The 23797-nt window shown below is 35.8% G+C and carries 12 protein-coding genes, 1 other RNA gene and 1 CRISPR repeat array (1 of these 14 cut by a window edge); of the genes, 11 read left to right on the forward strand and 2 right to left on the reverse strand.

Annotated features, from left to right (window positions below; translation table 11 throughout):
- Positions 1–6641: direct repeats of the CRISPR family, unit length 37 nt; unit sequence GACAGAACCAATAATCCAGAAGAATAAGGATTAAGAC; it begins 1359 nt to the left of the window's first position.
- Between the two features lie 360 nt (positions 6642–7001).
- From ACFOOI_RS03885 to ACFOOI_RS03895, 3 genes are all read left to right on the forward strand, one after another.
- Entirely contained in the window at positions 7002–7211 is a 210-nt protein-coding gene (locus tag ACFOOI_RS03885; protein ID WP_379835279.1) for a hypothetical protein, read from the forward strand.
- Positions 7196–7351, forward strand: a complete 156-nt coding sequence (locus ACFOOI_RS03890; RefSeq protein WP_379835281.1) for a hypothetical protein — start codon at positions 7196–7198, stop codon at positions 7349–7351. The genes ACFOOI_RS03885 and ACFOOI_RS03890 overlap by 16 nt, the downstream gene beginning before the upstream one ends.
- A gap of 547 nt (positions 7352–7898) precedes the next feature.
- A complete protein-coding gene (locus ACFOOI_RS03895) occupies positions 7899–8177 on the forward strand; it encodes a hypothetical protein (protein WP_379835284.1) in 279 nt (92 codons plus the stop codon).
- A 577-nt stretch (positions 8178–8754) separates the two neighbouring features.
- Here the strand turns inward: ACFOOI_RS03895 and ssrA are convergent.
- Positions 8755–9132: a transfer-messenger RNA gene (ssrA, locus tag ACFOOI_RS03900) on the reverse strand.
- Between the two features lie 121 nt (positions 9133–9253).
- Positions 9254–10273 carry a LacI family DNA-binding transcriptional regulator gene (locus ACFOOI_RS03905; RefSeq protein WP_379835286.1) on the reverse strand — a complete coding sequence of 340 codons (1020 nt, stop codon included), beginning with the start codon at positions 10271–10273 and terminating at the stop codon, positions 9254–9256.
- A 365-nt stretch (positions 10274–10638) separates the two neighbouring features.
- On the opposite strand from ACFOOI_RS03905, the gene ACFOOI_RS03910 reads away from it, so the two are divergent.
- The 8 genes from ACFOOI_RS03910 to ACFOOI_RS03945 all read left to right on the forward strand — a co-directional run bounded on the left by ACFOOI_RS03910 (position 10639) and on the right by ACFOOI_RS03945 (position 23077).
- Positions 10639–13836, forward strand: a complete 3198-nt coding sequence (locus ACFOOI_RS03910) for a SusC/RagA family TonB-linked outer membrane protein (RefSeq protein WP_379835288.1) — start codon at positions 10639–10641, stop codon at positions 13834–13836.
- Positions 13837–13912: 76 nt separating this feature from the next.
- Complete coding sequence (locus ACFOOI_RS03915; RefSeq protein ID WP_379835291.1) at positions 13913–15220, forward strand: RagB/SusD family nutrient uptake outer membrane protein; 1308 nt, start codon at positions 13913–13915, stop codon at positions 15218–15220.
- Positions 15221–15295: 75 nt separating this feature from the next.
- Positions 15296–17539 (forward strand): polysaccharide lyase 6 family protein, encoded by a 2244-nt coding sequence (locus tag ACFOOI_RS03920; protein ID WP_379835293.1) that lies wholly within the window; start codon positions 15296–15298, stop codon positions 17537–17539.
- Entirely contained in the window at positions 17536–19761 is a 2226-nt protein-coding gene (locus tag ACFOOI_RS03925; RefSeq protein WP_379835296.1) for a heparinase II/III domain-containing protein, read from the forward strand. The genes ACFOOI_RS03920 and ACFOOI_RS03925 overlap by 4 nt, the downstream gene beginning before the upstream one ends.
- A 23-nt stretch (positions 19762–19784) precedes the next feature.
- Positions 19785–20537 (forward strand): SDR family NAD(P)-dependent oxidoreductase, encoded by a 753-nt coding sequence (locus ACFOOI_RS03930; RefSeq protein WP_379835299.1) that lies wholly within the window; start codon positions 19785–19787, stop codon positions 20535–20537.
- A 38-nt stretch (positions 20538–20575) separates the two neighbouring features.
- Positions 20576–20917, forward strand: a complete 342-nt coding sequence (locus ACFOOI_RS03935) for a cupin domain-containing protein (RefSeq protein ID WP_379835301.1) — start codon at positions 20576–20578, stop codon at positions 20915–20917.
- Between the two features lie 22 nt (positions 20918–20939).
- Complete coding sequence (locus tag ACFOOI_RS03940; protein ID WP_379835304.1) at positions 20940–21722, forward strand: polysaccharide lyase family 7 protein; 783 nt, start codon at positions 20940–20942, stop codon at positions 21720–21722.
- 35 nt (positions 21723–21757) lie between these two features.
- The gene (locus ACFOOI_RS03945) at positions 21758–23077 is read left to right on the forward strand and encodes an MFS transporter (RefSeq protein ID WP_379835306.1); all 1320 of its coding nucleotides are present in this window, start codon (positions 21758–21760) and stop codon (positions 23075–23077) included.
- Positions 23078–23797: the final 720 nt, after the last annotated feature.

The raw sequence follows: 23797 nt of genomic DNA on the forward strand, positions 1-23797 counted from the left end.
TTTAATCAAAAATTCACATGACAGAACCAATAATCCAGAAGAATAAGGATTAAGACTTCTGGAAACTCACCTACTGTCACAGCAAATGCTAGACAGAACCAATAATCCAGAAGAATAAGGATTAAGACAAAGGGAATTTCACCCTTTAATTCTTACTTAGCTGACAGAACCAATAATCCAGAAGAATAAGGATTAAGACTGCAAGATACAGTTTCTTGCGGCAATGTATTAAGAGACAGAACCAATAATCCAGAAGAATAAGGATTAAGACTTACAGTGAACAATTCTGAAAGCTTTATGCCTTCAGACAGAACCAATAATCCAGAAGAATAAGGATTAAGACTGAACTTCCACATCATCTTCAAATTCCTCTGAAGATTGACAGAACCAATAATCCAGAAGAATAAGGATTAAGACATATTGACCTAGGTCAATATACAGTTCCGCAACCTCGACAGAACCAATAATCCAGAAGAATAAGGATTAAGACTCGTTTGGTAATAATGAGAAGTCGATTTTTGTGATGACAGAACCAATAATCCAGAAGAATAAGGATTAAGACATTATTATTTTCGAGGTCTGCAATTTTTGCCTTAAGACAGAACCAATAATCCAGAAGAATAAGGATTAAGACAAAAGTAGATTTTAGCAAATATCTTAAAATCTAACTTGACAGAACCAATAATCCAGAAGAATAAGGATTAAGACCTTTCTTGTTTTTGCCATGATTTTTAAAATTTAAATTGACAGAACCAATAATCCAGAAGAATAAGGATTAAGACTCTAATCTCTTGGCTTCTAAAGCCTTTCTTAATTTGACAGAACCAATAATCCAGAAGAATAAGGATTAAGACAATTTATCCAAAAAAGTAACACTATTATCCGAAAAAGGACAGAACCAATAATCCAGAAGAATAAGGATTAAGACAATGATGCGGTATCGTGCCTACGCACGTTTTAAAAAAGACAGAACCAATAATCCAGAAGAATAAGGATTAAGACAGCAGCACAAGCCGCCTACGAAGCATCCAAAACAGGACAGAACCAATAATCCAGAAGAATAAGGATTAAGACAATCTTGATTTGGAATACCAGACTTTGTTTTATTTGACAGAACCAATAATCCAGAAGAATAAGGATTAAGACCTTGGATGTTAATTGTTGTTCTATAAATATTAAACTTGACAGAACCAATAATCCAGAAGAATAAGGATTAAGACTACTGTTACAATAACTTTGACAATAGCATTGCCATGACAGAACCAATAATCCAGAAGAATAAGGATTAAGACATTTATCACCCTACCAACTCTACTCCAGAATTTTGACAGAACCAATAATCCAGAAGAATAAGGATTAAGACTTCAATTGCATCATTTGAATAATCAACATTTATTTTGACAGAACCAATAATCCAGAAGAATAAGGATTAAGACAGCTGAAAGAGCTACAGCTTGCTCAAAAGTAATTCTGACAGAACCAATAATCCAGAAGAATAAGGATTAAGACTTGATGTTAATTGTTTAATGGTGAATAATGTGATTGACAGAACCAATAATCCAGAAGAATAAGGATTAAGATAGGGCTACAGCTTGCTCAAAAGTAACTCTCTTTGAGTTAGACAGAACCAATAATCCAGAAGAATAAGGATTAAGACTCGTTTACTCTAAGTACGTCTGATGTTGATACTATTTGACAGAACCAATAATCCAGAAGAATAAGGATTAAGACATTACTTAGCAACTTTGGAGTGTCAACAGTTATTCGACAGAACCAATAATCCAGAAGAATAAGGATTAAGACTCAAGTAAAACAGATTCTCTCGACAAAGCTTCGTAGACAGAACCAATAATCCAGAAGAATAAGGATTAAGACGGTTTAACACGAATGCTCAATGCTAGGTTAGAGGCTTGACAGAACCAATAATCCAGAAGAATAAGGATTAAGACGTTCCTTATTTTCAAGGTCTGCAATATTCTTTTGCAGACAGAACCAATAATCCAGAAGAATAAGGATTAAGACAAAACATCTGAAGTACTTACTATTTCGCTTGAAATTGACAGACCCAATAATCCAGAAGAATAAGGATTAAGACAAAACATCTGAAGTACTTACTATTTCGCTTGAAATTGACAGACCCAATAATCCAGAAGAATAAGGATTAAGACAAATCTCCGACGGCATTATTAAAGCCTAAAAATTCGGACCGAACCAATAATCCAGAAGAATAAGGATTAAGACGTGCTAAATCCGTCCACATTCCAATACTCTTTGCCGACAGAACCAATAATCCAGAAGAATAAGGATTAAGACGTGCTAAATCCGTCCACATTCCAATACTCTTTGCCGACAGAACCAATAATCCAGAAGAATAAGGATTAAGACTAAAATTCTTTATATAGTGCAAAGAAAAAAGAGAGACAGAACCAATAATCCAGAAGAATAAGGATTAAGACGTCCTTTAAAATTAACAATTATTAAAACAAGCTTTTGACAGAACCAATAATCCAGAAGAATAAGGATTAAGACATATTAACCGTCGTCGTTTTCATAGTGTTTCAAAGGACAGAACCAATAATCCAGAAGAATGAGGATTAAGACAGTTAGGAATTTAATCATCTGTTTCAATTATTGCAAGTAGACAGAACCAATAATCCAGAAGAATAAGGATTAAGACAATTCACCTTTCGTAACAGCGTAAGCTAAAGCAGAAAGACAGAACCAATAATCCAGAAGAATAAGGATTAAGACGCAGAATTATCTGCCTTTAAGAATGTTACGTAAGGAGACAGAACCAATAATCCAGAAGAATAAGGATTAAGACTACCCTTAGTAGCACCTTCTAACTCTGGCTTTTCGACAGAACCAATAATCCAGAAGAATAAGGATTAAGACAATAAGTAATCCCATTCACCTCTTAGGTGTTTGGAAGACAGAACCAATAATCCAGAAGAATAAGGATTAAGACACCACCAGAGTTGGATTTAAGCTCTTCGCCAACAGGACAGAACCAATAATCCAGAAGAATAAGGATTAAGACATTGAATAGGCTGCATCGTGCTCAGTGAGCATCTTAAGACAGAACCAATAATCCAGAAGAATAAGGATTAAGACTCTTACTTTGAATCTGTTCTGGAATGTTTTGTAAATAACAGAACCAATAATCCAGAAGAATAAGGATTAAGACCATCAGCTGACAGTTTGATAGCTTGCTCAAAGCTAAGACAGAACCAATAATCCAGAAGAATAAGGATTAAGACGATTTGATACTTGCTCAATCAATTGCCTATCTTCAGACAGAACCAATAATCCAGAAGAATAAGGATTAAGACGTAGTAAAATTCTATTTTGATTCTTTGCTTTGATAGACAGAACCAATAATCCAGAAGAATAAGGATTAAGACAGTGAAAAATCTTCATCTATCGTACAAGATTTAAACGGTGACAGAACCAATAATCCAGAAGAATAAGGATTAAGACTACGCTGCTACAGCGTCCGCATTTACAGCCCCTTCTAGACAGAACCAATAATCCAGAAGAATAAGGATTAAGACTGTTATAGACCCGTCTGCTTGTTTAAGGTTCAAAGCAGACAGAACCAATAATCCAGAAGAATAAGGATTAAGACAGTAGTAATACTAGAGTTATGAATTTAATCATTTGTTGACAGAACCAATAATCCAGAAGAATAAGGATTAAGACTAGTGCTCCCAGCTTTGTTTCTGCACCGAAATACACGACAGAACCAATAATCCAGAAGAATAAGGATTAAGACTGGCTCTGTTTTACTCCAGTGCTTGCCGTTGATGACAGACAGAACCAATAATCCAGAAGAATAAGGATTAAGACAGTATTCTTTCAGTTCTTGTCGTCTGTTTGAATACAGACAGAACCAATAATCCAGAAGAATAAGGATTAAGACTCTCTGTTGAGAACCCGTCCACATTCCAATATTCGACAGAACCAATAATCCAGAAGAATAAGGATTAAGACCTAACTTTCCAAGGGCCTTGGCTTTTTCCAAATGGACAGAACCAATAATCCAGAAGAATAAGGATTAAGACGCTTTTTCTTTCTCTTTCTTGAGTGTCGCAGGAGCCGACAGAACCAATAATCCAGAAGAATAAGGATTAAGACTTTTATTCCTGTGCTGTTTGATAGTCGTTTTGTTTTCGACAGAACCAATAATCCAGAAGAATAAGGATTAAGACTTCTTCATAATCTGCATCAAACATTTTTGCAGAAAGACAGAACCAATAATCCAGAAGAATAAGGATTAAGACAAAAAAGACTTTTTCATCTGTATCAGATGAAAGTTGACAGAACCAATAATCCAGAAGAATAAGGATTAAGACAGGCCTTCCTGATTGCCTATTCTCTCTTGACCAAATACCGACAGAACCAATAATCCAGAAGAATAAGGATTAAGACTCTCCATATGGCGTATTTAAGGCCCACTTAAAGCGAAGACAGAACCAATAATCCAGAAGAATAAGGATTAAGACTCCTTTTGCTCCTGTGTAGGAGCTGTTACTGCTTGGACAGAACCAATAATCCAGAAGAATAAGGATTAAGACTAATATCGTCCGATGATATTTCCAAATTACATACGTGACAGAACCAATAATCCAGAAGAATAAGGATTAAGACTTTTGATTGTTATCTATTTCGATTATTTTACTCCATGACAGAACCAATAATCCAGAAGAATAAGGATTAAGACTTGAGGCAATGCATTTAAGTCTGTGATCTTAATTGGACAGAACCAATAATCCAGAAGAATAAGGATTAAGACTTCATTAACCCTTAATAGTTGGTCGGTTGAAACTATTGACAGAACCAATAATCCAGAAGAATAAGGATTAAGACTATTCTAAATTATGCTTTATTTCCTTTGTGTTTATGACAGAACCAATAATCCAGAAGAATAAGGATTAAGACTTATCAGATCATTAGCCACAAATGAGCTTTTAAACTGACAGAACCAATAATCCAGAAGAATAAGGATTAAGACTCTATTTTGAATATCCGAATATTTAACTAAAGTGCTGACAGAACCAATAATCCAGAAGAATAAGGATTAAGACGTAATGTTATTCTTAGTACAAAACATTTTGTTAAATAGAAAGAACCAATAATCCAGAAGAATAAGGATTAAGACAGCTCTCTCCTTTGCTTTATCGAATTTCTCAAGTAATTGACAGAACCAATAATCCAGAAGAATAAGGATTAAGACAACAATTCTGAAAGCTTTATGCCTTCAGGTTTTGTGACAGAACCAATAATCCAGAAGAATAAGGATTAAGACATAGCTTGCTCAAAGCTAACTCTCTTACCGTTTCCACGACAGAACCAATAATCCAGAAGAATAAGGATTAAGACATAGCTTGCTCAAAGCTAACTCTCTTACCGTTTCCACGACAGAACCAATAATCCAGAAGAATAAGGATTAAGACTAATTTTGTCTTTCTCAAATATTAAACTTGAAAACTTGACAGAACCAATAATCCAGAAGAATAAGGATTAAGACCATATTTTTATTCGTTTTCGTACTTGGCTTTTAACGACAGAACCAATAATCCAGAAGAATAAGGATTAAGACATCATCTTCTCCGAGCTTTTCAGCTCCTAAGTAAAGTGTGACAGAACCAATAATCCAGAAGAATAAGGATTAAGACCTAACTTCATTAACTTTTCGACTGTAAGTTCCATGGACAGAACCAATAATCCAGAAGAATAAGGATTAAGACGACTTACTCCCGCAGAACTTATATTCCGTTATCAGGCCGAGACAGAACCAATAATCCAGAAGAATAAGGATTAAGACACCATCTTATTCGGTCTTCTCTTCAGGAGTTATACTGGACAGAACCAATAATCCAGAAGAATAAGGATTAAGACGCACTGAGGAAGATACAAGAGACAGTTTCTTGTGGCAAGACAGAACCAATAATCCAGAAGAATAAGGATTAAGACAGGAAAAAACATAAGATAGTTAAGGCTGTACCAATGGCGACAGAACCAATAATCCAGAAGAATAAGGATTAAGACTTGTGATTACTATTTCATTAGGTAGTAATGAAAAATGACAGAACCAATAATCCAGAAGAATAAGGATTAAGACATGTTAGCTGGTACTTGTGAGGTTAGCTTACAATTGTAGACAGAACCAATAATCCAGAAGAATAAGGAATAAGACTGACTTACTACTTTTGTAGTGTTACCAATATGAATAGACAGAACCAATAATCCAGAAGAATAAGGATTAAGACACTTGTTTAAATTGTTTATTTGATTATTTTTAAGTTCGACAGAACCAATAATCCAGAAGAATAAGGATTAAGACAGTGATTTTTGCTTCTAAAATGTCCGTATTCAGTAAAGACAGAACCAATAATCCAGAAGAATAAGGATTAAGACTTTTTCAGAGTTTTGATGCCCTCAGCCCCTGAATCGTGACAGAACCAATAATCCAGAAGAATAAGGATTAAGACGCTAAAGCTGTACACAAACCTGTGTCGCATCCATACGACAGAACCAATAATCCAGAAGAATAAGGATTAAGACTTAGTAACAGCGAAACTAAGAGCAGCTAGCATAGTTTGACAGAACCAATAATCCAGAAGAATAAGGATTAAGACTAACCTGTAATGGCGTTATATGCACCCCAAACCGTATGACAGAACCAATAATCCAGAAGAATTAAGAATTTATTTCTTTCAACAGTAAAAGCTTTCATTTATAAAGATGATGAAATAGATGATCTTGAAAGTTAAAAAGACTACAACAGTAGTTATGCTGATAGTATTGGTGAAATTCTTGAAAAGCTTGATGAAAAAGAAGAAGGTACTGACTGACAACAATTTTAAGACTAATTCTAATAGCCAAGGGACTTTGCTCCTTAAAAATTGTCTCTATAGGGCTAAGAGACGCATGTTTAATTACAGTCATCAATTTCTACATACTAACCAATGTGTGAGATGGCTTTAACAAAAAAGAGAATGAATGAACCAATTTTAAGTATCTTACAATCTGTTGACAAACAAATTCAAGATAAAACTGAAGAGATGAATGACTTAAAATCATTTGCTGCAAAAATGATGGGACATGGTGGGGATCTTTATATAGAGATTCTGAAAAGAAGAGAGGAAGTTGAGAAATGTTTAAAGGAATTACATAGCAAAAAAGAAGCTTTATGCTCCCAATATTGATCAAAGGCTTGCTAGTGGGTATTATCCTGGCACTAGTAGTAGGAGGTTATATACTCATAATGTCTGGAAGAAATGGATGGATTACTCTTCATGCTTTCCTAAAACTTGGGCAAGACAGAACCAATAATCCAGAAGAATAAGGATTAAGACAACAGCATTGATGAAAATTAAAAGAAATGTAATTGTTTAAAATATTTATTCTCTTGAGATAGAGAAACTAACACCAAGGAAATATTCTATTTTCCTTCAAAAACTAAAAAAAATGTTTGATAAAATTGAGTATATCATATTCTGTTTGGGAATAGTGTTCCTAGCTATAATGGGATTTAAAAAATTGTCTTCTTTCAGAACTACCGTAAAGAGTTTCATCTTGTATTTTTTAGCCTTATGTCTGTTTTACACTGGAATATTTCACGAGTTATTTCAAGACTCTGATGATATTGAGGTTAAGTTAATGGTTGTAGTAAAGCTTTTAGTTATGTTGACTAATTATTCAATGTTTCTCACGGGTTTTATACCGGTCAGTTTATCTATTATTACAAGAAAAAAAAATGAGCAAATTAACCATGAAGAAAACTAAAAGGTTATTACTTGGCCTTCACCTTGTTCTTTTTCTGAAAATTTTAGTATTAATTAATCAGTAGAATAAAGTTTAGAAATCAATAAAATATATTCGCAAATAATAATATGGAAAAAATAACTAGTATCCTATTTTGGATTTACGCAGCTGTCTCATCTACCTTTTTTATTTTATGTTTCTTTGCTAGTGGAAAAAATATGCTGGTTTTTCATATTCTGCAAGGAATGATTTTGATATCAGTTCTATGGGTATGGAAAGCCAAACAAACTAAGGAGGTCATTGGTGATACTGAAGAGATTAGTGACTTTGAGAGAAACGAAATGCTAGAATCTACATATGGCCCAAAAATTCTAAGAAATAACTGGACCAATTTTAAAAAATTCTGAACCACTCTGAAGTAAGAAGATTAAACTATTCAATCTAAACCTACAGCTCAGATAAGATAGCATTGAGACAAACTTGGCTACTTCGTTCATTGAAGATTACGTATCCAAACTGCCAGTACAGAATAGTTAGCATTGAGACATATCCTTTCCAACGTAAAAATTCTTCCTCTCCCTCAAAATTATACTTTTCCAAGAATCAAACCTAAAAAACACTTGTCACTGAGAATTGAATATTCTGAACCATTGTAAAGTTCGTTTTTAAATAATCAATTCTCAGGCGTTTGGCAAAAAGTCTATTTTTTCATTAAAAGTTTATCAAAGAAGTTTAAGACCATTTCAGAATTAGAGTCAAAATGATAAACCTAGGTATTTCGAAATTTCTCAACGAATCTTAAAGTTTGCAAATATTTAAAATCCGATATGATTTTTAAAATCAAAATAAAAAGACTGAAAAAAATTCTTCATTGGATAGGAGTGGAGCAAGAAGAGAAGATAGAAAAATGAGCTTAAAAAATTATGGGCTAGATATGGGCTAGATTTCAAAAAAAAGCCCTCCTGAGCTATTCAAGAGGGTTTTTAGTGGAGACGCAGGGAGTCGAACCCTGGTCCGAACACGGCTACTGTCGAGCCTTCTACATGTTTATTCGGTCTTAATTTTCGTGATAGAGATGCTGTCCGACGTACCAAGCTCTACCCTTATCTTCTCGTATACTATTTAAAAGTCAGAAGTCCGCTTAAAAACGCCTCTCTATTTTCGACGCCCCAGATTCTCTCGCAACAGAGGTTAGCTAGAGTGGAACGATGGCAAATGCTAATTTACTCCGAAATTAAGCAGCCATGGCATACTGTGTATTGCCTGATATTGTTCGGTAGATTTTTTAAATGGAGACCTTCCACCAACTCCATACATGCTTATACTCGCAATGGCTTCATGCCGTCAAAACCGGTCGCCCCCATTACCTATTAACAAATGCAAATTTACTGCATTAAGTTCACTCTTTCGTTTTTTTAAAATAAAATATGTCGTTTTTTTAATCACCAAAATGTCCCACTAACTATCCTAAACTGTTATTTGCTCACTTGATCTTCATCGATGATTCTCTAATCATTAGATGCGGCACAAAGGTCTCCAAGCGATTTTTGTAGCCTTCTTGGCTGTTTAGCTGCTCTATAAATAGGCGAGCGGCCATTTTTCCCATCTCAAATGCCGGCTGAGCCACACTACTGATTGACGGACTCACCATGCTCATGATCGGTTCGTCGTTAAATCCCACTATCGCTATATCCTCCGGAATTCTTAAGCCTTTTTCTTTTATGGCTTTGTAGGCTCCGAGGGCCATTCGGTCACCCATGGCAAATATGGCGTCCGGCGGCTCTGCCAACTGAAGCAAGTCCAACATATTATTATACGCACTTTCCTTCTCAAATTCACCGTGAATAATGTATTCCGACTTTATTTCTAATCCCGCTTTTTTTAAAGCTTCGGTATAGCCTTTTTCTCTGCTGTTACTAATCGCCAAGTTGGCCTGTCCGCCCAAATAGGCAATTCTCCTACAGCCTTGATCTATCAAATGGCTCACGGCGGTTTCGGCTCCTAACTCATTGTTTAGCAAAACTTTTGAGCCTTCTAATCCAGGAAAATCCCTATCAAAAAACACAAGAGGAGATTGTTTACGCTGCACCCGCTTAAAATGTTCCACATTTTGGGTTTCTCTGCTCAACGAAACTATCAAACCTTCCACTTGGGAGTTCATGAGTCGCTGCGTGTTAGCCACCTCTCTTCCATATGATTCGTTAGATTGGCTAATCACCACCGTGTAGCCTGCTTCCATGGCAGCCTCGTCTATTCCTTTTACAGCAGTGGCAAAAAAGTAATCCATGTTGGGTACCAATACCCCAATTAGGTGCGAATTTCTTTTAACCAAACTAGTGGCTACCATGTTCGGCTGATAGTCTATTTCTTCCGAATATTTCACTATTCTTTTTCTAGTCTCTTCATTAATTTCTGGCATTCCTCTTAAGGCCCTAGATACCGTAGATACCGAAACATTAAGCTCTTTGGCGATATCTTTAATGGTGGGTAATTTACTTCTCATTTTATATTTTTTTTATTGACGGAAATTTCAAATAGTCTAATTCCAAGATTCTTTAAATATAATAAACTATTCTAAAATTAGTTCAAAACTTAGATTTCTAAATGAAATTCAAAATTACGTATAATTTTTGTAATATTTTAATAAATTGTACTTTTTATGCAAACGTTTCCGATAACGTTTCCGGTATCGTTGTAGTTAAAAAGTGCTATTTTTTCTGTATTTTTTTTAATATAAAGCTTGTTTTTGGCTAATTGTTCCTATAGTTTTGAATCAGATAGCATTATTTAAATGAATCTCTATTTTCTTGTAAATAGTACAATTTCAAGAAATAGCCTAATTTTTAAACCTTAAAATTTGAAATGAACATGATGTTAAAACTACCTATTAGGCAAGCATCTCTATTAACAACTTTTGTGTTGTTGATCTGTTGTTTTGCCAACAATGCCTTCGCTCAAGAAAGCGTCATTTCTGGGCAAGTAATTTCTACGGTCGACAATGCGGGAATTCCCGGAGCAAGTATATTAGTAAAAGGAAGCTCGCAAGGTACCATCACTGATATAAATGGAAAGTTTACAATAAAGGCGGACAAAAACGCGACCCTAGTTGTAAGTTTTATCGGTTTTCTTTCTCAATCAATTCCTCTAAATGGAAAAACACTACTTACTATATCTTTAGAAGAAGATTCCAAAGCTCTTGATGAAGTAGTGGTGGTAGGTTATGGTACTCAGAAAAAATCGCATTTAACTGGTGCAATATCGAAACTTGAGGGCGGTAGCATAGCAGCCATCCAAGCCAATCGTGTAGACGATGCCTTAGCCGGAAAACTTGGTGGTGTAAGAATACAAAACCAAAGTGGTGAGCCAGGAGCTGACCCGAAAATTCAAATTAGAGCAGCGGCTTCATTATCAGGCGATTCAAACCCCCTTGTGGTAGTGGATGGTTTTCCTATTTCGGGGAGTTTAGCCACCATAAACCCAAATGATATTGCCAGTCTAGAAGTTTTAAAAGATGCCGCATCTGCCGCTATTTATGGATCTAGAGGTGCAAATGGTGTAATATTAGTAACCACCAAAAAAGGCGGTTCTGGCAAAGCTAACTTTAGCTACAATGGTTATACAAGTATCTCAAATAAATATGTAAAAGACATCGCGATGCTCAAAACGGCTTCTGAATGGGCAAATGAATTAGTTACTGATAAATATGATCTCAGTGGCGTAAATCCGCAACTTTTAGAATATAGATTAAACGCATATAAAAATGCACCGGATGTTTTAAGTGTTGAGGATTGGTTATTTAGACAAGGGTCCACAAACAATCACGACTTAAGCGTTTCTGGTGGAAGCGACAAAGTAAAAGCTTTTGCATCAGTTGGTTACTTAAACACCAAAGGTATCGCTCAAAAACAGTCATTCGAAAGATACAATGCTCGGTTAAACGTAGATGCAAATTTGACTAAAAGATTCAGTGCTGGATTGAGCTTTAATGGAAGTTACAGCAGCAGAGAGATTTTACCAACAGATATGAGAGACCTTTTGAGGTCGTATAGCATCAGTCCTATCTATCACACTGCTGCTTCTATCAAATTTGTACAAGACCTAGACGCTCAGCGTGCAGCATTAGCAAAGTCAGGTTTAACCATTGCCAACATGGGTAGAACTTTTGACCAAGACAGAAGAGGTGCTTTAGGAAATCAAAGTATTTATACCCTACAGCCAGGAGACATCGTTCACGATTGGCATTATGGTAGAAATCAAAACGGTATCGGTGGTACTGGAGACCAAGGGCCTGCCGCTAAGTTAGATTATTCAGACCAAACAGAAAAAACTATATTTGGTAACCTAAATTCATATCTTCAGTTTAAGATTTTTGAAGGCTTGAATATTAAGACCATATTGGGTGCAGACATGAATGATGGCCAAGCATATTATTACAAAGGAGTTTTGGCAGATGCAACCCACAGATTAAACCAAACAGCTCTTGACCAAAACAGTGTAAAAAGAACCTCAATACTTAGCGAAACCACGCTAAACTATGCCAAAGTTATCGGTAAAAATGACATTTCGGCAGTAGGTGGAATAGAGTTTCAAAACTTTTATATTAAAGGTACTAGTATAACAGGAACAAACGTTCCCCTTGGTTTACCACTAAATTATTCATTTTTGGCACCAATTGATGTAAACACCAGACTAAGAGACGAAACGGTTTCAAGACAAAGTGTTTTTGGAAGAGTAACTTATGCTTACGATGACAGATATTTAGGGTCATTCTCTTTAAGAAGAGATGGAGATTCTAGATTTGGAGCCAATAACAGATTTGAGGTTTTTCCAGCGTTTTCACTGGGATGGAATGTTCATAATGAAGCTTTTTACAATTCAAAAGTACTTACCGATTTAAAACTGAGATTTAGTAGAGGTTCATTGGGTACTACCTCATTTTTAGGCTCTTACAGTTCATTGAGTCTTTTACAAGCTCAGCCTACGATTTACGGAACGGGTTTCTTGATTCCTAACAATGTGGCAAACCCTGATCTTACTTGGCAAAGCAACACTGAAACCAATTTCGGTGTAAACTTAGGATTTTTGAGAAATAGATTTACGATAGGCATTGATCGCTATACGTCAAACATCAAAGACATGTTGATTAACCAAAGCGTGTCAGAGGTTTTGGGTACTTCTTCTATAGTACTTAATCGTGGAGACGTTAAAAGCTCTGGAATTGAATTTGAATTAGGGGCCACCGTAATTAACAAATCAGATTTTAAATGGAAAGTAGCTGGTAATATTTCGTCTGTAAATACTAAAATTACGAGTTTGGGTGACCTACAATCTTTACCTTATGTAGTATATGGTGGACCAGCAGGTAGAGGACCTCAATTTAGAAACTATGTAGGCGGCCAAGTTGGCGAAATGTGGGGATACGAAACACTAGGACAGGTAGAAGCTAAATATATCAATGATCCTTCACAAAATATTGGACTTAGTAGCTCAGCTTATTATGTAAAAGACCAAAACGGTGATGGCAAAATAGACCCTGAGAATGATTATGTGAAGTTAGGAACAAACACTCCTAAATTTTACTGGGGATTAAACAGTACAATGAACTATAAAGATTTTGATTTATCACTTCAATTTCAAGGTTCTCAAGGAGCAAAAGTTTATAACATAGATCCTATATATTGGGAATCACAGTTTGGCGGAAGACTAAAGGCGAGTTTTGATAAAGAGAACGATGGCAAAGCCGATGATTCCGGGCTATTTTACCAAGAAGCAAGAAATGCCCACGGTTCAATGATGCAAGATGCTTCATACATTGCATTAAGAAATATGACATTGGGATATAATATCAACACCAAGTTAGCTAATAAAATAGGGATTGGCTCAGTAAGAGTATATGCAGCAGCAACAAACTTATTGTATATAATGGCTAAAAATTACACTTCATTTAATCCAGAAGGTGTTGAAACTACAAACTCTGGATATTTAGGACCAACTACCTACGGATATCAAGAAGGAGCTAGTCCAGTTGTAAGAAGCTATACTTTAGGCTTAAATATAAATTTTTAAATAAGTTTTAAATCGGTAGTGAAAAGTCAAAATAGGCTATCCTTTAAAGATTTAATGAATTATAAAAAATAAGAAAATGAAAAATATTTTTAAATATATCGCAATAATCTTGGTGTTCACCTCGTGTGAAAGTAACCTCAACCAAGTACCACCTTTAGAAGCCGAAGCCTCATCTTTATCTTCTTATGCAGAGGTATTAAATGCAGCGTATCACTATCAGCAGGCCTCTACTACGCCGTTAGCAGTTATGGGCGACTTTAGAGCTGATAACATGTTTATGAGAGAGGCACCTTATTCTGCTTTTGACAAATTTGACAAAGATTTGGCCGGAGGAGATTTAGTAGAACAATTTTTCCGTCCGTTCTACAGCAATTTATACAAATCTATTTTGAGTGCAAATAACGTAATTGCAAATTCAACTAATGCAACTCAAGTAGCTGAAGCTAAGTTTTTAAGAGCATTGTCGTACTTTAAATTGGTGAAGGTATTTGGTGATGTAACAATCAATTTGTCTGCAACTCCAAGTATTACAGACAAATCTATATTGGCAAGACAAGCAGCCTCAAAAGTATATGACGAGGTAATAATTCCTGATTTTCAAGCAGCTATAGCTACCTTGACAAACGCTTCGACAACCAAAGCAACCAAAATAGCTGCTCAAGGCATGTTAGCTAAGGTGTATATTCAAAGAGGTAATTTTGCAAGTGCAGCACCTCTATTGGCCGAGGTAGTAAATACCGCCACCGCAGCAAAAATTAGCCTTAGACCTAAGTTTTCTGATGTTTTTGGTGAAACCAACGACCTGAATTCAGAAATAATATATGCTACGCGTATCTCTACCTCTATTAATAACCTATATGGATTTTCTAAGTTTTCCGAATGGTTTAAAGGCACCGACACAAAGTCTCCGAATCCATTAGACCCAGCTTTAACTGCTGCTTTTGATGCAAGCCCCGGCGACTTGAGAAAAGATGTTACCATTGATGTTGCAAACAGAAAAGGTAAAAAATGGGGTAACTTAGACCAAGACTGGATTGAACTTAGATATGCAGATATCCTTTTGCTTCATGCTGAAACTTTAAATGAAAACGGTAGCCCTGCTGCAACTGTACTTAAAGTCTTGGACCCAATTAGAACAAGAGCCGGCGTTAAAGTGCTTGATCCGGTTGAACTAAATACAAAAGAAATAGTAAGAGCTGCCATTTTAGCTGAAAGAAGATTAGAACTTGCACTTGAAGGGCAAAGATGGTTTGACCTTGTAAGAACTGGTACGGTAGATTCTGAATTGAAACAGAGTGTAAATAAGAATTATTACGTATTTCCTATTCCAAGTTCAGAAGTACTTGCAAGTGGTGGCATTATCACCCAAAACCCAGGATATTAATTTATAGGTTGAATGTTTAAATAGATTGAAAAGGGGAGGAATTTTCCTCCTCTTTTAATTGCAAACTTTATTTTCATGAAAAAACTACTCGTTCTAATTTCTATTTTCTTAAGCTTCGAAACTTTAGCTAGTGATATATTAGTTAAAAACCAATCTGAATTAGAATCAGCCATAAAAACAGTAAAACCAGGCGATGCCATTGTAATGGCAAATGGAGACTGGAGAAACATAGAAATCCTTTTAGAAACAAACGGAACCGCAAAAAGTCCAATCACACTAAGAGCCCAACAAAAAGGTAAGGTGACGATCTCAGGAGAGTCAAACTTACGGATAGCAGGAAACTACTTAAACGTAGAAGGTCTTGTATTTAAAAATGGAAATTCACCTACATCAGAAATTATAGCATTCAGAAAAGATTCTAAAAAATTAGCGTACAACAGCCGATTGACGGAAGTGGTTATCGACAATTTCAATGGACCAGAGCGTAACAATGTAGAAGCATGGGTGGTATTGTTTGGTAGAAATAACAGAGTAGACCATTGTCAATTTATAAACAAAAGAAACCAAGGCGTTACGCTAACGGTAAGACTAGATACAGACGAAAGTGCTGAAAATAAGCACCAAATTGACCATAATTATTTTGGTTATAGACAAAACTTGGGTTCAAACGGCGGCGAAACCCTAAGAATAGGAACTAGCCATAACTCCATGAAAAACTCGCAAAGCATCGTAGAATATAACTATTTCGATAAATGTAACGGAGAGCATGAAATTATTTCAAATAAATCAAACCAAAACACATATCGTTTCAATACCTTTTTTGAATGTAAAGGAACACTTACCATGCGTCATGGAAACGAAACTTGGGTAGAAGGAAACGTTTTAATTGGTAATGGAGTGGCGTTTACTGGTGGTATTCGTGTAATAAATGAAAAACAAACTGTAATAAACAATTACTGTGAAGGACTAACCGGAAACAGATTTAGAGGGGCACTTACCATCATGAATGGCGTACCAAATTCTCCACTAAACAGATATGTTTCGGTAAAAGAATCAAATGTTACAAACAACACTTTTGTAGACTGTACACACATAGAACTAGGAGCCGGAAACGATAAAGAAAGAAGCGAATCGCCACAAACTTCTACCATTAAAAATAATCTTTTTTATTCAAATGGGTCGCCTCAGCATTTTGGCGTATATGCTGACTTATCAGGAATTTCATTTGAAAACAACGTTGTAAATAAAACTACTACTTTTCCGAGTAAAACCGGCTTTAAAGTAGAAGATGTAAAGCTAAACACGCTTCCAAACGGCACAAAATGTGCCAAAGGAATTGGTGCTGAAATAAAAGAGGCCGTGGCTTCAAAGGAAAATACTGGCGTGAAATGGTACTCAAAAAATACAGAATCTACAGAAAAAGCGAATATAATAAAAGCTCAACCGGGTCTAAACACTTTGTTTGATGCGGTTAAAAACTCAAAATCTGGAGATATCATTGAACTTACAGACGGAGAATATAATCATACCAAAGTTATTCACTTATCACATCCAATAACTGTTAGAGGTACAAAAGGAAGTATCGTGACTTTCGAAACAAATAATCTTTTTGTCATAGAAAACGAAGGAGGGCTAAGACTAGTTAATTTGACTATAGATGGTAAAATCTCAAACGATAGTCCACTAAATGCGGTAATTACTACAAGCAAATATTCAATGAACAAAAACTACAATCTGTTTGTGGATAATTGCACGGTTAAAAATCTAACGGCCAATAACTTCTTTAACTTTTTCAAAGTAGCCACTAGCACCTTTGCAGATACAGTTTCTATCACAAATTCATCGTTTTCTAAGATTTCGGGAGATGTTTTAGCACTCAACAAAGAAGGAGATGAAATTGGAATCTACAATGCAGAGACCATTATTATTGATAACTGTGACTTTACAGATATTGAGGGAGCTGCCATAATTTTTTACAGAGGAGGCTCTGACGAAAGCACCACAGCTGGTTACATGACTATCAATCATTCTGAATTTAAAAATGTAGGACTTGGAAAGAAAAATGCAAGCAAAGCCGCTTTAGACTTAGTGGGATTACAAAATTTAGATATTAAGAATTCTATATTCGAAAAAAGCTCAGCTATCAAAATGCTGTTAACAGTAGGGGAGCCAAAGGCAGAAGTACACCACAATGTGTTCAATCAAAGCTCAGATTTTGAAATAAAAGGAGAGGGTTTTTCTGAAAAAGAAAACAGTAAAAATATCGCTTCAAATACAAAAGTAATGGGAGACGATAAATTATCAATCGGAAGAAAATGAATAAAATAGTAACACTTATCATATCGCTAACGCTCATTACTTCTAATTACGTTAATGCTCAAACGCACCCATGTTTGACTTTAACAAAAAAAGGTATCAAAGAAATAAAGGCTAATCTAGGCAAAACGCCACTTTACGATAAGTCATTTGCAGAAGTAAAAAAAGTAGTAGATGCTGAAATTTTGAAAGAAATAGATGTGCCTATACCGAAAGAGTTAGCAGGTGGGTATTCGCACGAAGTGCACCGTAAAAACTACAATACAATGGAAAAAGCAGGATTGCTTTACCAAATTACGGGAGATGAAAAATATGCGAAATACGTAAAAAATATCTTACATAAATATGCAGACTTATATCCAACGTTAGGGCTACATCCAGCCAAAAACTCATACTCGAGAGGAAAGCTATTTTGGCAATGTCTAAATGACGCCAATTGGTTAGTAAGTGTAGCTCAAGCCTATGACTGTGTGTATGACTATTTAGGAAAATCAGACAGAGCAAGAATCGAGAAAGACCTTTTTGTGCCTTTTGTAAACTTCTTATCCATAGAAACTCCACAGTTTTTTAATAGAATTCACAATCACTCTACGTGGGGCTGTGCAGGCGTAGGTATGATTGGTTTGGTGATGAACAACGAGGATTTTGTAAAAAGAGCTTTATATGGCACCATGGATCAAACCATTACGGCAGACCAACACGATAACGATGGAGGCTTAATAAAACATCCAGGACAAGAAAAAGCCGGTTTCTTAGCACAAATAGACGGACTTTTCTCACCAGATGGTTTATATTCCGAAGGTGCTTACTATCATAGATACGGTGCATACCCTTTTTTGATATTTGCCGCTAGTCTTCAAAACACAAAGCCTGAGCTTAAGATTTTTCAATACAGAGACAGCCTTTTGATTAAATCGGTATATTCACTTTTAGATCAGACCACGTCTACAGGAGAGTTCTATCCCCTAAACGATGCTCAAAAAGGGATGTCAATTTATAATTCATCTTTGATTTCAGCAGTGGATATCGCCTATCACTTTGGCAAAAGAGATCCAAGCTTATTGACAATCGCAGCTTTACAAAATGAAGTTGTTTTAGATGAGTCTGGAATGGCCGTTGCTAAAAACATTAAGAATAAAATCCCTCTTCCAAACAAGTCTATTATATACAAAGATGGAATTGATGGAAAAGGAGGAGCGATTGGAATTTTGAGATCAAAGTCTGATTTAAACTTAGTTTTCAAATCAGGAACACACGGCATGGGCCATGGACACTTTGACCAAATGTCTTATTCTTTTTACAAAAACGGAAAAGAAGTAGTGCAAGATTACGGAATGGCACGTTTTGTAAACATAGAGCAAAAAGCTGGCGGTGTGTATTTACCTGAGAACAATACTTTTGCAAAACAAACGATTGCCCATAACACCTTGGTAATTAACCAAAAAACACAATATGGCGGCGATAGTGATGAAGCAGATAAATATTCTCCGAAGTTAAACTATTATAATTTCTCTAATCCGGAGGTGCAGTATATCAGTTCTCGCGATTCTAATGCCTACCAAGGAGTATTCCAAAACCGAACGCTAGTTTTAGTTGACTCAAAAGAATTTAAGAATCCATTTGTACTTGATGTGTTTAATGTAAATTCAGAAACTGAGAACACCTATGACCTTCCCTTATATTTTATGGGGCATTTGATGTCAATTAGCACAAAAGTTACGATTCCAAATCAAATGCAAAAGCTTGGTAAAAGCGACGGTTACCAGCATATTTGGAAAGAGGGCGATGCCAAAGCAAACGAAGGAAATACGAATTTCTCGTGGTTAGGCGATGGCGTTTTTTATACCTACATAACCGCCACCACCGGCAGCGACAGCATCTTATTAGGTAGGTCTGGTGCTTCGGACCCCAACTTCAATTTAAGAAGAGACCCGATGTTTATTGTCAGAAAAAAAACAACAGGTCCAACAACGTTTGCCTCTGTTTTAGAAGCTCACGGATCATACTCACCGGTAACAGAAAAGGCGATAAATTCTTACAGCGACATTTCGGCTGTAGAAGTATTAGTAAGCAACAAAGATTACACCATTATAAAATTAAAAACCAAGGAAAATAAAAACTGGTTAGTAGCCCTTGCTAATCAAAATGAAGAAAAACAACATGCCATAAAAGTGGAAGGGAAAGATTTAAGCTGGAATGGTCCTTTTAAATTATTAAAATTTTAAAACGTAAAAACAATTTTTAGATTATGAACTTAACAGGTAAAGTAGCAGTAGTGACAGGTGGTGGTAGAGACATTGGTAAAATGACATCTATTAAATTGGCATCATTAGGAGCTAAAGTGGTGATAAACTACTTCGACACAAAAGACGAAGCAGAAAAAACATTAGAAGAAATAAAAGCAGCAGGCGGTGAAGCGATATTGGTTCAAGGAGACATGACCAAACAAGCAGACATAGACAATATGGTAACCAAAAGCTTAGAAGCATTTGGAAGTGAAATAAATATTTTGGTAAACGTAGCTGGTGGTTTAGTAGCACGTAAAACTTTGGCTGAAATGGACGAAGATTTCATCAACTTCCTATTCAAATTAAATTTCAACACGGTATTCTTAGTAACTAAGGCCGTAGTTCCACACATGCCAGCAGGTTCATCTATCGTAAACTTTGCTTCTCAAGCAGCTCGTGACGGTGGTGGCCCAGGTGCTTCTGCATACTCTGCTTCAAAAGGTGCGGTTATGACGTTTACAAGATCTATGGCGAAAGAATTAGGACCTAAAAACATCCGAGTAAACTCACTTTGTCCGGGTATGATTGCCACTACCTTCCACGATACATTCACTAAAAGCGAAGTACGTGTTAACGTAGCAAACGGCACGCCTTTAAGAAGAGAAGGACAAGCCGCAGAAGTAGCAGACTTGGTTGCTTACTTAGCATCTGACGAGTCGTCATTTGTAACTGGAAATAACATTGATATCAACGGTGGATTAGCGTTTTCATAAAACGCTTTTCTACTTAACACAATAAAACTAATTAAATCATGATAAAAAAAGCTACGGATATTTTTATAGCTGACTCTTCGGTTGAGTGGGACCAAATAGACCCATTAGTAAAAAGAAAAATCATGTCATATGATGAAAATCTGATGTTGGTTAAGGTTGAGTTTCAAAAAGGTGGTGTAGGACCAATTCATGAACACTTTCACAGCCAAACCTCGTATGTAGAGAGCGGAAGCTTTGATGTTACCATTGATAACCAAACTAAAAACCTAAAGGCAGGAGATGTATTTTATATTCCGCCTCATGTACCACACGGTGCAGTTTGCTTAGAAACTGGCGTTTTGCTAGATTTCTTCAGTCCAATGCGTGAAGATTTTTTATAAATTTCAATTAATTGATATTGAATTGAAGACTATATTTTTATTTGTATTTGGCATCTTATTTTTTGACTGTGTAAAACATGGCTCCGACAGCAACTCGGAGCTTGTTTTACCTTCAAGTTCATTAGATCTGACCAATTGGAAACTAACACTTCCTTTTGATAAAGAAAATAAAGATGGACCAGAATCAGGTGTTGCAGCTGAGATATCGCAACCTGCATTGGCCGATTACAGCAATTCACCTTACTACTTTTACGATAAAACAAAAAGTGGTTTGGTATTTAGGGCACATGCTGGAGGAGCTCACACGAGCGGCTCGGGTTATCCAAGGTCAGAACTAAGAGAGATGACAAATGAAGGTAAAAGTCAAGCCAAATGGAATTCAGAAATTGGCAAACATTCAATGGAAATTGACCAAGCAATAACTGCACTGCCAACACAAAAAAAACACGTGGTAGCGGGGCAAATACACAGCACGGGCGACTTTGACGATGTCATCACCTGTAGAATAGAGGCCAATAAATTATTTTTGTCTCACAATGGCAAAAAAGCGACTATTCTCACAGAAAGTTATACTTTGGGTACGCGATTCAAAATAAGGTTTGAAGTTGAAAAAAATCAGATTAAAACCTTTTATAATGACTCAAAGCAACCCGTTGAAATTTACGACATTGCCTTCCCAGACGCCTATTTTAAGGCTGGTTGTTATACACAATCTGCCTCTTGGGGAAAAAACGATAACCACAATGCCGATCCAAAGGAATTTGGTGAGGTAATTATCTTCGGATTAAAAGTAAACCACGAATAATAAATTAAAGATTAAAAACGCTAATAATTGTCAACATGAAAGTTAAAGGATTAAGATGGTGGGTAATTGGTTTAATTGCATTTGCAACGATTATCAATTATATAGACAGACAAACACTAAATGTACTTTGGCCTGATATTGCGGATGATTTATATCCTGATAAAACCAGCGATGAAAGAAAAGAAATTTACTCTTACATCTCCATCATATTTGTATTTTCATATGCCTTCGGACAAGCCATATTTGGGAAAATATTTGATTGGATTGGTACTCGTCTAGGGTTTGCATTATCTATCGGAGTATGGTCTATCGCTACTGCCCTTCATGCTTTGGCTACATCCTTTGGCATTTTCGCTTTGTTTAGATCGATTCTCGGCATAGCTGAAGCAGGCAACTGGCCTGGAGCGGCAAAGGCAAATTCTGAATGGTTCCCAACAAATGAAAGAGCATTTGCTCAAGGATTATTTAACTCAGGAGCGGCCATCGGTGGTATTATTTCTATACCCTTGATCGCTTTTCTATCCATTTATTTTAGCTGGCAATACATTTTTATTCTGGTTGGACTTATAGGTTTACTTTGGTTGCTTCCTTGGTTTGTATTGGTCAAAACAACACCTGATAGCCACCCTTGGTTAACAGACGAAGAGCGTGAATATATTCTAAATGGACAGTTTAGTTTAAACGAAAAAAAGGAAAAAGAAACCAATACCTACAACCCAAGCACTAAAGAACTGTTTGGCCACAAAGAAAGCTGGGGCGTAATAGTTGCCACAGCCGCTATCGACCCAATTTGGTGGCTTTTTGTTTTCTGGATTCCTATTTATTTAAATGAGGTTTACGGAATGAACGTACAATCTATTGGCCTATATGGTTGGGTGCCTTACGTTGGAGCAATGTTTGGAGCGTGGTTCGGTGGATTATTTGCCCAAAACAGACTAAAAAAAGGCTGGAGTGTAGATAAAACTAGAAAAATGGTAATCACATTAGGCTGCGTGATTATGCTACCTGCTTTATTAGCAATGGCAAATCCAGGAGGACCAACCTCAGCTGTACTTATTATGGCTGTGATTTTATTTGGATTCCAAACCGCCATTGGTAATATACAAACCTTACCGAGTGATATTTTTAATGGAAAAACTGTTGGGACACTTTCTGGATTTTCAGGAATGGCTGCCAAGTTAGGAGCAGCAGCTTTGACTTATTTGGTTCCTTGGCTTACAAGTGGTGGAAATTATACACCAGCATTTGTGATAGGGGCAGCATTGGCTATAATTACTGCACTTAGTGTATGGTTCTTAATTCCGAATATTAAGCTTTTAAAAAAAGTAATACTGTTAAACGGGAAAGAAAAATAGAAAATAAATCTTTACATCGCCCTGCACTGTTTGAGCACTGTTAAAATTCTTTTGGGAAGTGTATTTTTATTACAACATTGACAATAAGAATTTTAATTGTGCGAGTTTGCAGGGTGCAGTTTTTTTTGCTCCGTTTTTTTTCGAAAAAAAATGGAGGCCCCGCTGGCAGGCGACACAGTAAATGAAAGGGGGGTGTATTTCAAAATGGTTATAAAATGGCTTCAATGGTAGGTATAAGCTATGTTTTCTTTAAAAATAAAAATTAACACTTTGACAGTAAAAAAAGTAATATAAAATATTAACTAAGAGACAATTAAGGTATATAGGCAAGCAATTAAGAATGAGGTTTAGTAAGCTTAAAGCTTCATTCTTAATTTAACCCAAACATTTAAAGTTTATGGCATTTAAAGCGAGTGGCATAAAAAATAAATAAAGAGTTTAGCCTAGGACTTTTCACCAACTTTAAAATCAAAAACACTTTACACAACACAAATTCTTCTAATTGAAAGAGTTTAAATATTACGGATATTTTAAATATAGCATTCTGAAAAAATAAAAAATGTAAGCTGGGTGTTTTTCGCAGACTATACATTAGTTAGAATAAAATTTCAATAGAATGAAGCTATGTTTTATTTAAAAAATGTATCAATACTTTCACCATTAAAGTGCTGATATTAAGGCAAATGTAAAATTATTTAAATTCAATTTCTTTCTATAGTT

Source organism: Lacihabitans lacunae (assembly GCF_042649125.1).
Taxonomy (GTDB): Bacteria; Bacteroidota; Bacteroidia; order Cytophagales; family Spirosomataceae; genus Leadbetterella; species Leadbetterella lacunae.

Coding starts and splice junctions, on each gene's coding strand:
- ACFOOI_RS03885 (WP_379835279.1), top strand. CDS start 7,002: ATGAATGAACCAATTTTAAGTATCTTACAATCTGTTGACAAACAAATT.
- ACFOOI_RS03890 (WP_379835281.1), top strand. CDS start 7,196: ATGCTCCCAATATTGATCAAAGGCTTGCTAGTGGGTATTATCCTGGCA.
- ACFOOI_RS03895 (WP_379835284.1), top strand. CDS start 7,899: ATGGAAAAAATAACTAGTATCCTATTTTGGATTTACGCAGCTGTCTCA.
- ACFOOI_RS03905 (WP_379835286.1), bottom strand. CDS start 10,273: ATGAGAAGTAAATTACCCACCATTAAAGATATCGCCAAAGAGCTTAAT.
- ACFOOI_RS03910 (WP_379835288.1), top strand. CDS start 10,639: ATGATGTTAAAACTACCTATTAGGCAAGCATCTCTATTAACAACTTTT.
- ACFOOI_RS03915 (WP_379835291.1), top strand. CDS start 13,913: ATGAAAAATATTTTTAAATATATCGCAATAATCTTGGTGTTCACCTCG.
- ACFOOI_RS03920 (WP_379835293.1), top strand. CDS start 15,296: ATGAAAAAACTACTCGTTCTAATTTCTATTTTCTTAAGCTTCGAAACT.
- ACFOOI_RS03925 (WP_379835296.1), top strand. CDS start 17,536: ATGAATAAAATAGTAACACTTATCATATCGCTAACGCTCATTACTTCT.
- ACFOOI_RS03930 (WP_379835299.1), top strand. CDS start 19,785: ATGAACTTAACAGGTAAAGTAGCAGTAGTGACAGGTGGTGGTAGAGAC.
- ACFOOI_RS03935 (WP_379835301.1), top strand. CDS start 20,576: ATGATAAAAAAAGCTACGGATATTTTTATAGCTGACTCTTCGGTTGAG.
- ACFOOI_RS03945 (WP_379835306.1), top strand. CDS start 21,758: ATGAAAGTTAAAGGATTAAGATGGTGGGTAATTGGTTTAATTGCATTT.